The following is a 15,557-nucleotide window of genomic DNA, read 5'->3' as shown; positions in this document are numbered from 1 at the left end:
TTTGAAACTTATTTATTTACTCGCACCCCTTATTAGCTTAAATGTATCAATGTTAGTGAATGCAACTGAAACTAAAGCCAATACGAATAAAAACACCATAGAGCGGCTAGAAGTACTAGGCCACAAGGTAAACTCTCAAGGGCTTTCCGTTAAAGATAACTTAATCGACGGTCCGTTTGGCAACAACATGGCCCTAAAAGATATTCCACGCTCGGTAACCCCTATTTCGAGCGAGCTAATAGAGCAGCTTAACATTACCACGTTACAAGATGTGCTTGCAGTAAGCCCTAATACCTATTCAGCCAGTGGTTTTGGCGCGCCAAGTTTACCCACAATACGCGGCCAATTAGGTGAGCTTTTTCAAGATGGTACACGTCGTCAAGCGGGCAACAATGGCTTTGGTGTACCGTTATCGTTCAACGCTATAGAACAAATAGATGTAGTAAAAGGTGCGCCACCGGTATTATTTGGCTCAAGCCAACGCAATGGCGGGTTTGTCAACTTACACTCTAAAAAAGCTGCTACAGACGAAAGTAAAGGTAAAGCAAGCTTATCAGCCGGACGATGGGATCAATATCGTGTACTGGTTGACTACAGCGCCCCCATAGTAAAAGACAAAGTAGGTTTTAGAGTCAGTGCAGAGCATATTGATAACGGCAGTTATTACGACTACTCTGGTACAAAAAGCGACAGCTTATTTGCCGCGCTGCGTGTATTTCCTGATGATAAAAGTAGCTGGGATCTTAATGTTGAATTATACCAAGTTGAATTTACCGATAACGCCGGTATTAACCGCCCTACTCAGGCGTTAATAGATGACGGACTGTATATTACCGGCCAAGGGGTGCAAGCAAATGGTAGCACTGTACCTTTAGCGGGTTCGATTATTTCACCAACCGGGCAAGTAAAAATAGATCGCAGCACCGTACTGACTGATCCTGATAATCAAAACGAGGCAACTACCTACTTACTCCACAGTATTTATAAGCGTGAGCTTTCTAGTCACGCGTCAATTAAAAACATTTCCTACTTTCAGCATTTACAACGTGACGAAATTGCACAAAACAGCTTTGTTGAAATTATAGCGGGTGCCGATACCGCACAAAACCGTACCGAGCTTACCTACCTTTGGCATAGTAACCAGCAAACTATTTTTGCCTTTGATGTACGCTATAACCGCGTATTAGGTTACAGCCAATTTACCACCGAAGCCGACTTACCCATAGATTTAACTGGCCCGATTTCAAATCGCCGTATTCCGTTGACCGATGCACAAAAGGCGCGGTTGGTAGAGCTACGCCCTGGCGTATTTGTATCGCCGGGTGGTCAGTACGACATTAATAACGACGGCAGTGGCGACTTTAACTTATCAGACACCACTGACTCACGCTCATGGCAAACAGGCTTGGCTATTCAACAAGATTCTGATTGGACTAATAAGTTTCATACCAGTGTTGGCTACCGCGTTGATTTTTATGACGTAGAAGCAAACGACCCAATAGCACCTGTAGGGCAAATTGCCGCCAGCGACAGCATTAACGATACATTGCATTCAGGGCAAGTAAGTTTTAATTACCGACTCAGCGATGATTACACCACTTATGGCGCAGCAAGTTACAACGAAGCCACATCAAATAGCATGGCTGGCGGTACTACACTTGGCGGCGACAATACCATTAGTGCGCAAAATTTTGCCACCGAAAATACGCTCGTTGAGTTTGGTTTAAAATATGCACCAAGCAATAGTGATTGGTATGCCGATGGTGCTATATTTAGTCAACGCCGCAGTTTACGTAACCGCGATGGCAGTAATACCGGTATTCGCACCACAGGTTTTGAAAGCCAAGTATTTTACGATGCCTACCCGTACTGGTTAAGCGCAGGCTATAGCTACATTGACGCCCACTACGATAATTCTGCAAGTAGTCAAGATTCTGCCCAAGTAGCCGATGCATTTGACAATTCTCGTCCTGATATTATTGCAGGCACTAGCGTGGGCGCGCCGAGTTTTACCGCATTTGCGCCTTCAAGTAGCCAAGTTCAAGGCATTCCAGAGCAATCCTTTAGCTTTAACGGCAATTATGCCATTAATGCTAAATGGCAAACGGGGTTTTCAGGTCTCTATACCAAGAGTTACCCATTAGACTTTTTGGCAACCGTGCATATTCGCGATCAGTACACATTAAACATAAATACTCGCTATGCTTTTACGCCTAGCACCAAGTTACGCTTAGATGTAAACAATGTAACCAACCAAAAAAACTGGCGCCCAGTCTTTGAAGGTGGCTACTTTAACGCCACACTCGTTTTTCCTGAGCTACCTATTAACGCTAAGCTGACGCTTACCCATAATTTCTAAACAGTAATGCTAGAGAAGAGAGAACATGATTAAAAAAATACTTTTGTTATTGATTGCAGCGGTCGCCATCGGCCTGTTCTTTCATTTTGATTTGCACCAATTACTAACGCTTGAGGGCTTAAAAGGGTCGATGGATCAGTTTAGCCAATATAAAGCGCAATCTCCGCTATTAATAATTGGCGGATTCTTTTTATTGTATGTGGTGGTTACTGCATTGTCTTTACCGGGCGCGGCTATTTTAACACTGGCAGCGGGTGCTTTATTTGGCTTAGTTGAAGGCTTATTGGTTGCATCGTTTGCATCAACCATAGGTGCTACATTGGCCTTTTTAGTATCACGTTACTTATTGCGCGATACCATTAAAAAGCGCTTTCCTGATCGTTTAGCAGCCATTGATGCAGGCGTTGAAAAAGAAGGCGGCTTTTACTTATTTACGTTGCGTTTAGTGCCGGTGTTTCCGTTCTTTTTAATCAACTTGTTAATGGGCGTAACAGCCATCAAGTCATGGACTTTTTACTGGGTAAGCCAAGTGGGTATGCTAGCCGGTACATTTGTATTTGTTAATGCAGGTACGCAGCTTGCTCAAATAGAGAGTTTATCGGGCATTTTATCGTTGGACTTAATTTTATCATTCGCTTTATTGGGCGTATTCCCATTTATTGCTAAAGGGATCTTAAACGTGTTTAAAAAACGTCGTGTATACAAAAACTATACTAAACCTAAAAGCTTCGACCGTAACATGATTGTTATTGGCGCGGGTGCTGGTGGTTTGGTAACAAGCTATATTGCCGCTGCTGTTAAAGCAAAAGTAACCCTTATTGAAGCGGGCGAAATGGGCGGCGACTGTTTAAACTACGGTTGCGTTCCAAGTAAAGCGATAATTAAAAGCGCTAAAATTGCAGAGCAAATTCGCCACGGTGAACACTACGGCCTAGAAAACATGACACCGCAGTTTTCGTTTAAAAAAGTAATGGCGCGTGTTCATAAAGTTATTGCCGATATAGCACCGCACGACAGCATAGAGCGCTACACTAATTTAGGCGTAGACGTAGTAAAAGGCTACGGCAAATTAATCGACCCGTGGACGGTAGAAATTAAACTTAACGATGGCGGCACGCAAACATTAACTGCGCGTACTATTGTTATTGCCACTGGCGCACGCCCATTTGTACCGCCACTACCCGGTATAGAAGAAACCGGTTATGTAACAAGCGATACTTTATGGGATAAATTTGCAGCGCTAGATGAGGCACCTAAAAAGCTTGTAGTACTTGGTGGTGGCCCAATTGGTAGCGAATTAGCTCAAAGCTTTGCCCGTTTAGGTTCAAGCGTTACGCAAATTGAAATGGCGGAGCGCATCATGATCAAAGAAGACGTTGAAGTGTCTACCTTTGCTCATGAAGCGTTGAGCGAAAGCGGCGTAAACATTTTAACCTCGCATCAGGCATTACGCTGTGAAGCGCGCGATGGTAAAAAGTTCATTATTGTTAAACGCCTTAACGAAGGCAATAATGAAGAAATTGCTATTGAATACGACGAACTGCTATGCGCTGTTGGCCGCAGTGCCCGCCTTAAAGGTTACGGCCTTGAAGCGCTAGGCATAGAAACAAACCGTACAATAGTCACTAACGAATACCTAGAAACGCTATACCCTAATATTTTTGCCGCAGGCGATATTGTTGGCCCTTATCAATTTACGCACGTAGCGGCTCATCAGGGTTGGTACGCAGCAGTAAACGGCTTATTTGGTAACCTTAAAAAGTTTAAAGTAGATTACCGCGTTATTCCATGGACCACCTTTATTGACCCAGAAGTGGCACGTGTGGGTTTAAACGAGCAAGAGGCAATTGATAAAGGTATCGATTTTGAAATCACTCGCTTTGAGTTTGAAGAGCTAGACCGCGCAATTACCGACAGCGCCACCAAAGGCTTTATTAAAGTCATTACCCCTAAAGGCAAAGACAAAATACTCGGTGTAACTGTGGTCTCTGAACACGCGGGTGATTTAATTACTGAATTTGTACTGGCCATGAAACACGGTTTAGGCCTTAATAAAATACTGGGTACGATACACAGCTATCCTACTTGGGCTGAAGGCAACAAATACGCTGCAGGTGAGTGGAAACGCGCGCATGCGCCTGAAAAAGTACTTAACCTGCTCGAAAAATATCATACGTGGCGTCGAGGCTAATATGTTTAACACAACATTAAAGCCTTTATTATTAAGTGCGACATTTTTTGCGACGGCGCTTGTAACATCGCTTGCAAGCCAAGCGCAAAGCACGACTAATAACCTGCACGATAGCTGGAATGCCTTGCTAAATAAGCATGTTGTCGCGATTAACCATAATCACAGCACAGAGGTTGATTACGCAGCCATAAAACGTGAGCATGCACAGCTAAAAACGTATTTAGCTTCGTTAAGTGCCGTGACACAAAACGAGTTTGACTCGTGGGAAAAGCCTAAGCAACTCGCTTTTTTAATCAATGCTTATAATGCGTGGACTGTTGAACTTATATTGACTAAGTACCCAAACCTTAAATCAATAAAAGATTTAGGCAGCTTTTTTAGCTCACCATGGAGCAAAGCGTTTGTGCCACTACTGGGTAAAACTCGCAGCCTTGATGACATAGAGCACGGTTTAATTCGTGGCAGCGGTAAATATAACGATCCACGCATTCATTTTGCTGTAAATTGTGCAAGTATTGGTTGCCCTGCGCTGCGCGGGGAGGCATTCACAGCTACTGAACTAGAGAGCCAATTGCAACAGCAAACGGTGCGTTTTTTATCTGATACAACACGTAATTTTGCGCAGGAAAATACGCTAAATATCTCCGCTATATTTAAATGGTACGGCGATGACTTTGAAAAAGGTTTTAGAGGTGCAGACACGCTACAGCAGTTTTTACTGCAATATAGCGATGCACTTAAACTAGTACCCGCTCAGCAAAAAGTGCTTAAAAATAATGACATGAAAGTAAAATTTTTAGACTACAACTGGGATTTAAATGCACGCCAGTAAGTTTTGGCAAACAGCTACGCGATACAGTGTTTACTGTGTCGCGTTTTGCGTTTGCTTAATAACAAGTTTAAGCACTTTTGCTAATAATAACGCTCAAAATATGAGTAAAGATTTAGTCACTCGCTGGGAAAATATTGAAACGCTTGGTAATAACCAAAGCGTGTACTTTTATGCCTGGGGCGGCGATGCGCAAATAAATGCCTATATTCAATGGGCTGCCCAGCAAGTTAAAACTCAATATAATATTAACTTAGTGCATGTAAAGCTCAGCGACACCAGCGAAGCAGTAAGCCGTGTGTTGGCCGAAAAATCAGCACATAATAATGACCAAGGCAGTGTTGATCTGGTATGGATAAACGGCGCTAATTTTGCCACCATGAGCGAGCACGCATTGTTGTTAAAACAGTGGGCAAATAAACTACCAAACTTTGCACTCACAGATCCCGCCAATAATCCGGCGGTTAATTTTGACTTTGGCATACCCACAAATGGTATGGAAGCACCGTGGGGGCAAGCATCGCTCACCTTTTATTACGACAGCCTTGCAATAAATGAACAGGCAAACAATAAACGCCCTACTACATTAAACGAATTATTAAACTGGAGCACACAAAACCCGGGGCGCTTTAGCTACCCCAAGCCGCCTGATTTTTTAGGGATGAGTTTTTTAAAATACGCCTTAGTGGTACTGCATCAGCAAAGTAGTGAAAGTATTAAAGCGCAGTTAAACCAAGCGGCTACCGCTAACAACACAGCACAAGTATTAACCCCCCTGTGGGACTTTTTAAATATGCTACACCCTACGCTTTGGCGTGGTGGCACGCACTTTATGCAAAGTGGCGCGCAAATGCGCCGTTTAGTAGACGATACCGAGCTAAGTATCGCCTTTACCTTTTCAGCACCCGAAGTGCCCGCAGCCGTTAAACGCTACGATTTACCAAAAAGCATTCGCAGCTATGCCATGGCTGATGGCAGTTTAAGTAATACTCACTTTGTCGCCATTCCTTACAATGCAAGCCACCCGCATAGTGCGCAATTAGTCGCTAACTTTTTATTAAGCCCAGCGGCGCAAGCCCAAAAACAAAAAGCGCATATATGGGGCGATAAAAGTGTACTTATTCAATCAAGGCTAACGCCAGAACAACAAGCCTTGTTTAAAACAGCTAAACCGCACCCAAGCGCACTGCCTTTTAACAGTATTAAGCGCACATTGAGCGAGCCACACCCAAGCTGGGTAAATGCCATAATGCTAGGCTGGCAAACTCGCTATGGGGTAAGCCAATGAGTGTTATTAGCAATAAAGTGGCGACAAGCCATGGGCCTCACGCCCGTAAAAGCCATGATATGTTTAGTAAAATAGTAAAATTAAGCCCACGCTTTTTACTCGTTTTACTTATTTTACCCGTACTTGGCGGCTTAATTAGTGTGTTACTACCCGCCTTTGGTTATGCCCCTGCACTTGATCAAACTACATTTGGCTTGCAAGGCTTTACCATGCTTTGGCAAACACCCGGCCTAGTAAATATGGCTATGCTAAGTATTGGCACAGGTTTAATAAGTACCTTACTTGCTTTTATTATGACTTTGATGATTTTAGCCGCTTTTTTTAACAGCCCTTGGCTTAACCGCATTCAGCGTTTACTGAGCCCTATTTTAGTGATCCCTCACGCTGCAGCGGCTATTGCGGTAGGTTTTTTAATTGCCCCTTCAGGCATGATTTCACGAATGTTATCGCCTTGGTTAAGCGGGTGGGAACTTGCACCAAACGGCCTATTCCCGCATGACTCGTTCGGCATTAGTATAATGTTAGGGTTAACGCTTAAAGAACTGCCATTTTTGTTATTAATGGCACTAGGCGTACTGGCGCAGCCTGAGCTTGGCAAAAAATTACGCCAGCAACATAAAGTTGCGCTTAATTTGGGTTACTGCCCCATGACCGCCTTTTTTAAAGTAATACTCCCTAGCCTTTACCCACTGCTGCGTTTACCTATTTTAGCTGTGCTCGCTTATGCCAGCGCCAGTGTAGAAATGCCACTTATTTTAGGCCCAAATACACCGTCAACATTAGCGGTAGCTATTATGCACTGGTTTAACGATGTCGATTTAAACTTACGTATTAAAGCCTCAGCCGGTGCTTTGCTACAACTGGCACTCACGGGGGGGCTACTTGCACTTTGGCTTGGCGGCGAAAAAGCGATAAAAGTATTATTTAGCGACTCACTCACTAATGGGGTGCGCGAGTACGGCGGGTTTTATTGGCAAAAACTAACGGTAATACTCACCGCTTTGGTGATCGGTTTTATTTTACTCTCGCTAATCGCCCTTATTTTGTGGTCGGTTGCGGGCTTTTGGCGCTTTCCCGATGCACTCCCCGAGCAATTTACCCTACTGCATTTTAACAGTGCATTAATGCAAATGAGCAACCCGCTTTTTAATACCCTAGCTATTGGTTTAGTGACAACGGTATTTGCCATTACGGTTACTTTATTGTGTTTAGAGTCGGAGCAGTTAAGCGACAAACCCATCTCTCGCTTTACCAGTTTAATTATTTACTTACCGCTATTAGTACCCAGTATTGCCTTTTTGTTTGGCCTAGTATGGATACAACAATGGGTAAATAACCAAGCCGCATTTTTTAATGTGGTGTTTACCCATTTACTGTTTGTTTTGCCTTACGTATTTTTGTCACTCTCGAGCAGTTATAGGCGGTTAGACTCTCGCTTTGCGCGCGTTGCAGCAAGTTTGGGCGCAGCGCCTTACAAAGTGTTTTTTAAAGTGAAATTACCGCAGTTATTTGCACCTATTTTAATTGCAGCCGCATTGGGGTTAGCGATCAGTTTTGGCCAATACTTACCAACTCTTTTAGCCGGTGGCGGGCGTATAGCCACCATAACAACCGAAGCAGTTACCCTGGCAAATGGCGCAAGTAGGCGCACCAGTGCCGTATACGCTATTATGCAAATGGCACTGCCGCTTATTGGGTTTATACTGGCATGGGTTTTACCTAAGTACTTTTTTAAAAGCGCACGAGCGTAAAGCTCTCACAGTAAACAGTATTGAGTTAAAGGTTTTTTAATGCAGTCATCTTTACAGATTAAAAATTGTCAACTTTATCGCCAAAACGAGCGACTACTTAGCTTAAACGAGCAAGTTAATGGCGGTGAAATCCTAACAATTATGGGCCCATCGGGCAGTGGTAAATCAAGCTTATTAAATTGGCTTACAGGTACTTTACCCAGTGGCTTTAAAGCCACTGGAGAGGTGTGGCTTAATGGTAAAAATATAAATGATTTACCCACGCATTTACGCCATATTGGCGTACTGTATCAAGACGCTTTATTGTTTTCGCACTTAAGTGTAGCGGGTAATATTGCTTTTGCTATGCCCAAAGGGGGCAAAAAACAACGCATTGAAAAAATAGCACACGCACTTGAGCAAGTCGGTTTAAAAGGAATGGCCAATCGCCATCCCGATAGTTTGTCGGGCGGCCAACAAGCACGTGTTGCCTTATTACGACTGTTATTAAGTGAGCCAAAAGCTATTTTACTCGATGAGCCTTTTAGTAAGCTCGACACGCAACTGCGCGTTGATACCCGTGAACTGGTGTTTAGCCAAATACGCCAACATAAACTGCCTGCCATTATGGTAACGCACGATCATAGCGATTACGACGCTGCAAACGGTAAACTTTTTACCTTAAATACTGTAATTTAAGCGCACAAGGCCCCCTATGTTAGATAAATTTATCACCCCTGTAATAAAACCACTGTTAAAGCCTGTGGTAGTGCTGATACATAAACGCGGCATAACACCCGATCAGCTAACAGTATTTGGCTTTTTAATTGGCTTGCTCGCTGTGCCATTACTTGCTTTTGAAATGTGGTACGGCGCACTCGCTGCCATTGCTTTAAATCGCATTTTAGATGGGCTTGACGGTGCACTAGCACGCCATGCTAATTTAAGTTCAAGCGCTGGCGGCTTTTTAGATATTACCCTCGACTTTTTATTTTACGCGGCCATTCCACTTGGCTTTATTTTGGCAAACCCCGAACAAAACGCCATTGCAGGCGCTATATTGCTCGCTACATTTATTGGTACCGGCTCAAGCTTTTTAGCTTTTGCTATCGCCGCTGAAAAATTTAAACTCGAAAAACCACAATTTAAATACAAAAGCTTTTACTACTTAAACGGTTTAACCGAAGGCACCGAAACCATAGCGCTATTTGTAGCCTTTTGTATTTGGCCGCAGCAGTTTGCATTTCTCGCCGGTATATTTGCTTTTGCCTGCGCCATTACCATATTTACCCGTATACATGGCGGCTACAACACACTTAAACAGCAAGAAGCCAATGAGGTTATAAATAATAATGACTAACGAAGTTTGGTGGCGACTGGGCTGCTTTTTTAGTATTTTAATTATAATGATGTTGCTTGAATGGCGACAGCCCGCAAGGCAATCGCCCATTAAAAACAGTACTCGCTGGTTTGCAAATTTTGGCTTAGTGTTTGCTTCATCTGTTATCGCACGTTTAACCGTGCCGATTGGTTTAACCGCAGTAGCACTTTATAATCAAGAGCATAGCATTGGCTTATTTAACCAACTAGCTATGCCTAGCATAATAGCCATAGTGCTCAGCCTTATACTGCTCGATATACTCATTTATTGGCAGCACAGGTTGTTTCATAAAGTGCCACTTTTATGGCGTTTGCACCGCGTACACCACGCCGATGCACATGTAGATACCAGTACCGGCCTACGCTTTCACCCCATCGAAATTGTGCTCAGCATAGTTATAAAACTTATTGCAGTTACGGCACTCGGCGTACCCGCCATTGCGGTACTTATATTTGAAATCGCGTTAAATGGACTCGCCTTGTTTAATCATGCAAACATACGCCTACCTAATGCCATTGAAAAGCCACTACGCCTTATATTAATGACGCAAATACTGCACCGCATTCACCACAGTAAAGTAGTGAGTGAAACAAACTCAAATTATGGCTTTAGCGTTATTTGGTGGGACAAACTTTTTGGCAGTTATAAAAATGAGGCCACAAAAGCCGACGCAGAACTAGATATTGGTTTGCTTGAATACCCAAGTGTTAAGCAAAACGCCTCGTTTATCGCTTTATTATTAATGCCGTTTAAAAAATAATTAGCTTCAACGGTGGGCACAGCTAACAAACTTGCTATTAATCACAACAACATATTAAGATAACTCCATGTTAATCAATAAAATTACTAGCGTTTGTAAGTATAGCGCTATACTACTAATACTGGGTTTTCCCGTCGCTATCCTTGCTTATCGCTTAGACATTTGGCCAATGGCTATTTCATTTAAAGTGATATCATTTACCGGCTACGGCAGCATTGCGGGATTAATTATCGCCCTGCTGCTTGGGTTGTTCGCATTATTTAACAAAAACTATCCGGTTGTTAAAGGCTGTGCCTTTGCCGTCATCTTATTTGCCATTCCGGCAATCGGGTTAACAATGCAATGGGTTAAAGTTAAATCATTACCTTTTCTGCATCAGGTGAGCACTGACACAACCAACCCACCAAAATTTCAAGCAATAATAGCCTTACGAGGTGAAAACAGTAACCCGTTAAGCTATGACAGCGAAAAACTCGCGCCACTGCAATTAAATGCATATCCAGCAGTTAAAACCATCAACAGCAAGCTAACTAAACCGCAAGCATTTAAGCTAGCCATGGCAACAGCCAAGAGTTTAGGTTGGGAGATCATTGCCCAAGACGCCGAGCAAGGTATTATCGAAGCCGTTGATACCACCTTACTTTGGGCATTTAAAGATGACGTAGTTATTCGCATTGAAGCAAGCGCGACTGGCAGTAATATAGACTTACGATCAATTTCGCGCATTGGCGGCACTGATCTGGGCGCTAATGCCCAGCGAGTAATAAGCTTTATCACGCGGTTTGCAAAAAGCTAATAACGCGGGATAGCAGCATCTACCTTATATACAAATATCCAAAAAAAGCCCACTAGTCTTTCAATGAGCGGGCTTTGTTATATGTGGCAGATGGAATATGACTCTTCTTATGGCAATGAATAACTTAGCCACCTTAAGTTTTTGCTTAGTTGGCTTAAAATAGTCTGTTACTTCCCTTAATCTTTTGCTGGCATTTATGCTGCAGTCACTCGCAGACATGTCGCAAAATAACGACATTTATTTATTAATATTTCACCTAAATTGTTAATGGCTCAGAATGTATTAATTGGTGCTATTTCAATATTATTTTGGGTTTCAGTTAAAAACCCACCCCTTACATATGAATAGCTCTTCATATTTCTATAACAATATTCCAGTGGTATAGTTTTTTCATAATACAAAACAACTATATGTAATTTAATTCATATTTTGGTATTAGTAAAAACAAATCATTAAGTGGATTGTTATTGGTCATAACAAAATAGTTAAAACACTGGTTAGTTTTCACTATTCGACTGTTACAAAAACAAACATTTAATTATTCTCTTTTTTAAATCAGGCTGTAGCTAAAAGGAATTCAATGATGTCAAATACAATTGCGGGCTTTTTTTCTTTCTTAATGAAAGATAAAATAATTGCTAAATCGGGATTTAATCGCTGGCTTGTCCCACCAGCATCAATTGCAATTCATTTATGTATTGGTTCTGTTTACGCATGGAGTATATTTAACCCCGCACTTATTAAAGAATTAGGGGTAGTTACTAGCTCATCGGGAGATTGGTCTTTAAGTAACGTTGTTTGGATATTTTCTGTCGCTATCGTTTTTCTTGGGTTATCTGCAGCAGTTGCTGGTAAATGGCTTGAAGAAGTTGGTCCTCGTTGTGTTGGTGTTACTGCCGCATTTCTTTGGGGTGGCGGTTTTATCATCGGTAGTATTGGTATATCTACCCATCAATTATGGCTTGTTTACCTTGGTTATGGCGCACTCGGGGGCTGTGGTCTGGGTTTAGGCTATGTTTCACCGGTTTCTACTTTGCTGCGTTGGTTCCCTGATAAGCGGGGTATGGCTACAGGTATGGCCATTATGGGCTTTGGTGGCGGCGCGATGATTGGTGCACCATTAATTGCTTCTTTGTTAAATTTCCATGCGGTTGCACCTACTTATTTAGGGACAGAAGGTACGGTAACACTGATAACAGAAGCAGGTAAACGTTTTGCAGAAACGGCGTCTGGTACGGTAGAAGTTATTGTTGCAACGGCTGGTGAAGCAGCGGATATGGCTTTTCCTGGTGATGCAGGTATTTATGTTGTAGGCACAGGTGATACGGGCGCTGCAGGTACTTTCCTAACGTTAGGTATTGTGTACTTTATTGTCATGATTATCGCCTCACTCTCGTATCGTGTTCCACCTGAAGGCTGGACTCCTGAAGGTTGGGTTCCACCGGACAAAGATGCAGCTGCAAAAAGCATGATTACTCATAATAATGTACACATTGATCAAGCACTGAAAACACCACAGTTCTGGAAGTTATGGGCCGTTCTTTGTTTAAACGTAACAGCAGGTATTGGTGTAATTGGTGTCGCTAAAACCATGATGGTTGATATTTTTGGCTCAACTTTACCTGATGTCGCTACCGCGACTTTTGCGGGTACTTATGTACTCATGATCTCGGTATTTAATATGTGCGGTAGATTTTTCTGGGCATCAATTTCCGACTTCATAGGGAGAAAGAACACGTATCACTTCTTCTTCGTATTAGGAACTATGCTCTACTTGTCAATACCTTACGCGGCCTCTCAAGTGAGTGCAGATCCATCTACAGTATGGTTAATTATGTTCTACGCTGCCACAATGGTCATCTTCACCATGTATGGCGGTGGTTTTGCAACGATTCCTGCTTATTTAGCTGATATATTTGGTACTTTACATGTTGGAGGAATACATGGTCGTTTACTTACAGCGTGGGCAACAGCAGGTGTTCTTGGTCCATTCGCTATTACCTACCTGAGAAATATGTCGGTAAATGATGCAATAGCCGACTTAGTGTCGAAAATAGACCCTGCGGTATTCCAAGCTAAGTTTGGCTCTGCCATTAGTCAATTGAATGAGCTTGTCGCAGCAAAAACAGTAACAGTCAGTAACTTAATGGAATTAGTTCCAGCAGGCACTATTGATCCCACACCAAGTTTATATAATACCACTATGTATGCTATGGCCGGTTTATTAGTTATTGCGCTCTTTGCTAACTTAACCATTCGCCCTGTCCACGCTAAACATCATGTTGAGAATACCCATTAGTTAACACTAATTTTAACTAATAAAACCGCTTTATATTAATTTAAAGCGGTTTTATCTTGCTAATAGCATGCTAGGTAATAAGCGTTTAAAAAATTAAATTAAACAAGGTAACATATCTTCTAGATCAAGGATATCGCCACAAGCAATAGACTCATAGCCTGCTAACTTTGCAACCTCTTCATGAAATTTTTCACTTTTTATCTCAGTAATTAAGCGTTGAACAGATAATTGTTCAAGGGTCTTTTGATGACAAACTAAAACGTAATGCTCGGTCGTTAAAGGGATGAAATCTAGCGCAAATTGACGCGCTGCGGTTTCAATTCCAATACCGACATCAGCCATACCTGACGCAACATAGGCTGCGACAGCAGAATGGGTAAATTCAAATTTATCAAAACCCATGACATCTTTAGCGTCTACGGATGATCTTTTGAGGGCTTCATCTATCAATAAGCGCGTACCTGAATGTTTCTGTCGATTAATAAAGGTAACATCATCACGTATTAAGTCAGAAATTTTAGTAATATTTTTAGGGTTATCCTTTTTAACAATCAAGCCTTGTTTACGTGTAACAAACCGAATGGCTTTATAAGTATTCATTGTGAAATATTTATTATAAATATCAATTAATCTTTGACTCACAATATCGGTTGGTAAATGAAATGCCGCAATATCACATAGCCCTTTACTCAGCGCATCAAATGACTCTGCATAGCTTTTATATTGTAAGTCGAGTTTAAACTTATGGGTGAAATTTGGTAGCAAAGCAATAGCATAACCATAGCTTGCGGCAATTTTTAGCAAAGGATCTTTCACCATTAAGTGTTTTTGTATTTCTAAATTTAACTCTGACGCTATGCTGATTAACTGCGGTTCAAAGCGTGCCTGAGCTCTTTGTTCAGCCCAAAGTAGCTTTTCACCTAATGGGGTCAAAAGCGCCCCTTTGCCTTTTTTCAGCTCGACTAAATCAGAGCCAAAAAAGTCTGTCCACTTTTTCAGTACATTCCAGACATGACGATAAGACATGCCCAATTTTGTTGCTGCTACGGTCAACTTTCCATCATTATGTACCGCACTTAGCAGGACAAAAAGCCGAGGGTCTACATACTCACCTTGCTCATCATAAAATGACCAAGCGGGTTTAATTTGAATTCTCTTTGGCAATAGTGCTTTATCGGTCATTTTTCACCTGTATATTATTTTGAGCTTTACTTGTGTATCTCACTGATATTGATTAAAGGTTGTGGCTTATCATTTATATAAGCTGCACTAAGCTGCACACGCTATTAAAAACACCAACTTATGAAATACTGTTCATATTCTTATGGTGAAACAATGGTGCTATAGTCAAGCTATAACAAAGAATGATAACACCATAGCAAATATGCAATATGTTTCATATATATGTTTTGTAACAGACCTTCAGGAGTTAGTATGAAAATAGAATTTTCTTCCCCTTTATCCAATGTAGAAAATATCATTGATTCTTTAAAAAACAAAGAAGGTTCTCTGTTACCTATATTGCATGCCATTCAAAAAGAAATGGGCTATATCGCTCCTCAAGCAATTGAACGAATAGCAATAAAGCTAAAAAAAACACCCGCGGAAATTCACGGTGTTATCAGTTTTTATCATCAATTTCGTACATCGCCTCCAGCTCAATATAACATTCAAATTTGCCGTGCAGAGGCATGTCAGTCTCGTGGAAGTCGACAACTTGAACTACACGCGAAAAATTATTTAAATATTGATTATCATCAAATGACAGATGATGAAAAGTTCAGTCTAGATAGTGTTTATTGTCTGGGTAACTGTGCAACTGGGCCGAACATTAGAATTAACGATGACCTTTATGGTCGTATCTCTAATGAAAAATTTGAACAAGTGCTTTCTAATGTAGACCGCGAATTAAAGTGAGATAGAC

The 15,557-nt window shown here is 41.8% G+C and carries 12 protein-coding genes; 11 read left to right on the top strand and 1 reads right to left on the bottom strand.

Annotated elements, in window-relative coordinates; all coding sequences use genetic code 11:
* Nucleotides 1–49: 49 nt before the first annotated feature.
* The 10 genes from AC0UA9_RS00160 to AC0UA9_RS00115 all read left to right on the top strand — a co-directional run bounded on the left by AC0UA9_RS00160 (nucleotide 50) and on the right by AC0UA9_RS00115 (nucleotide 13,633).
* Complete coding sequence (locus AC0UA9_RS00160) at nucleotides 50–2,359, top strand: TonB-dependent receptor (protein WP_475656150.1); 2,310 nt, start codon at nucleotides 50–52, stop codon at nucleotides 2,357–2,359.
* A gap of 25 nt (nucleotides 2,360–2,384) precedes the next feature.
* A complete protein-coding gene (locus tag AC0UA9_RS00155) occupies nucleotides 2,385–4,550 on the top strand; it encodes an FAD-dependent oxidoreductase (RefSeq protein WP_475655679.1) in 2,166 nt (721 codons plus the stop codon).
* A 1-nt stretch (nucleotide 4,551) separates the two neighbouring features.
* Complete coding sequence (locus AC0UA9_RS00150; protein WP_475655678.1) at nucleotides 4,552–5,382, top strand: DUF547 domain-containing protein; 831 nt, start codon at nucleotides 4,552–4,554, stop codon at nucleotides 5,380–5,382.
* The gene (locus tag AC0UA9_RS00145; protein ID WP_475655677.1) at nucleotides 5,369–6,667 is read left to right on the top strand and encodes an ABC transporter substrate-binding protein; all 1,299 of its coding nucleotides are present in this window, start codon (nucleotides 5,369–5,371) and stop codon (nucleotides 6,665–6,667) included. The genes AC0UA9_RS00150 and AC0UA9_RS00145 overlap by 14 nt, the downstream gene beginning before the upstream one ends.
* The gene (locus tag AC0UA9_RS00140) at nucleotides 6,664–8,418 is read left to right on the top strand and encodes an ABC transporter permease (protein ID WP_475655676.1); all 1,755 of its coding nucleotides are present in this window, start codon (nucleotides 6,664–6,666) and stop codon (nucleotides 8,416–8,418) included. Before AC0UA9_RS00145 ends, AC0UA9_RS00140 begins: the two co-directional genes overlap by 4 nt.
* A gap of 39 nt (nucleotides 8,419–8,457) precedes the next feature.
* The gene (locus tag AC0UA9_RS00135) at nucleotides 8,458–9,096 is read left to right on the top strand and encodes an ATP-binding cassette domain-containing protein (protein ID WP_475655675.1); all 639 of its coding nucleotides are present in this window, start codon (nucleotides 8,458–8,460) and stop codon (nucleotides 9,094–9,096) included.
* Between the two features lie 16 nt (nucleotides 9,097–9,112).
* Nucleotides 9,113–9,757, top strand: a complete 645-nt coding sequence (locus AC0UA9_RS00130) for a CDP-alcohol phosphatidyltransferase family protein (RefSeq protein ID WP_475655674.1) — start codon at nucleotides 9,113–9,115, stop codon at nucleotides 9,755–9,757.
* Nucleotides 9,750–10,538, top strand: coding sequence for a sterol desaturase family protein (locus tag AC0UA9_RS00125; RefSeq protein ID WP_475655673.1), 789 nt, complete (start codon nucleotides 9,750–9,752; stop codon nucleotides 10,536–10,538). The genes AC0UA9_RS00130 and AC0UA9_RS00125 overlap by 8 nt, the downstream gene beginning before the upstream one ends.
* A 67-nt stretch (nucleotides 10,539–10,605) precedes the next feature.
* Nucleotides 10,606–11,334 (top strand): DUF1499 domain-containing protein, encoded by a 729-nt coding sequence (locus AC0UA9_RS00120; RefSeq protein ID WP_475655672.1) that lies wholly within the window; start codon nucleotides 10,606–10,608, stop codon nucleotides 11,332–11,334.
* Between the two features lie 580 nt (nucleotides 11,335–11,914).
* On the top strand, nucleotides 11,915–13,633 hold the full coding sequence (locus tag AC0UA9_RS00115) for an OFA family MFS transporter (protein ID WP_475655671.1): 1,719 nt from the start codon (nucleotides 11,915–11,917) through the stop codon (nucleotides 13,631–13,633).
* Between the two features lie 93 nt (nucleotides 13,634–13,726).
* Here AC0UA9_RS00115 and AC0UA9_RS00110 read toward each other — a convergent pair whose 3' ends face one another.
* Nucleotides 13,727–14,815, bottom strand: a complete 1,089-nt coding sequence (locus AC0UA9_RS00110; protein WP_475655670.1) for a substrate-binding domain-containing protein — start codon at nucleotides 14,813–14,815, stop codon at nucleotides 13,727–13,729.
* A 252-nt stretch (nucleotides 14,816–15,067) separates the two neighbouring features.
* Here AC0UA9_RS00110 and AC0UA9_RS00105 point away from each other — a divergent pair, with 252 nt between their 5' ends.
* Nucleotides 15,068–15,550, top strand: a complete 483-nt coding sequence (locus AC0UA9_RS00105) for an NAD(P)H-dependent oxidoreductase subunit E (RefSeq protein WP_475655669.1) — start codon at nucleotides 15,068–15,070, stop codon at nucleotides 15,548–15,550.
* Nucleotides 15,551–15,557 lie beyond the last annotated feature (7 nt).

The organism is Colwellia sp. F1, assembly GCF_056238625.1.
The sequence above is the reverse complement of the archived record's forward strand: the minus strand, read 5'-3'. Positions and strand labels throughout refer to the sequence as shown.

Coding starts and splice junctions, on each gene's coding strand:
- AC0UA9_RS00160 (WP_475656150.1), top strand. CDS start 50: ATGTTAGTGAATGCAACTGAAACTAAAGCCAATACGAATAAAAACACC.
- AC0UA9_RS00155 (WP_475655679.1), top strand. CDS start 2,385: ATGATTAAAAAAATACTTTTGTTATTGATTGCAGCGGTCGCCATCGGC.
- AC0UA9_RS00150 (WP_475655678.1), top strand. CDS start 4,552: ATGTTTAACACAACATTAAAGCCTTTATTATTAAGTGCGACATTTTTT.
- AC0UA9_RS00145 (WP_475655677.1), top strand. CDS start 5,369: ATGCACGCCAGTAAGTTTTGGCAAACAGCTACGCGATACAGTGTTTAC.
- AC0UA9_RS00140 (WP_475655676.1), top strand. CDS start 6,664: ATGAGTGTTATTAGCAATAAAGTGGCGACAAGCCATGGGCCTCACGCC.
- AC0UA9_RS00135 (WP_475655675.1), top strand. CDS start 8,458: ATGCAGTCATCTTTACAGATTAAAAATTGTCAACTTTATCGCCAAAAC.
- AC0UA9_RS00130 (WP_475655674.1), top strand. CDS start 9,113: ATGTTAGATAAATTTATCACCCCTGTAATAAAACCACTGTTAAAGCCT.
- AC0UA9_RS00125 (WP_475655673.1), top strand. CDS start 9,750: ATGACTAACGAAGTTTGGTGGCGACTGGGCTGCTTTTTTAGTATTTTA.
- AC0UA9_RS00120 (WP_475655672.1), top strand. CDS start 10,606: ATGTTAATCAATAAAATTACTAGCGTTTGTAAGTATAGCGCTATACTA.
- AC0UA9_RS00115 (WP_475655671.1), top strand. CDS start 11,915: ATGATGTCAAATACAATTGCGGGCTTTTTTTCTTTCTTAATGAAAGAT.
- AC0UA9_RS00110 (WP_475655670.1), bottom strand. CDS start 14,815: ATGACCGATAAAGCACTATTGCCAAAGAGAATTCAAATTAAACCCGCT.
- AC0UA9_RS00105 (WP_475655669.1), top strand. CDS start 15,068: ATGAAAATAGAATTTTCTTCCCCTTTATCCAATGTAGAAAATATCATT.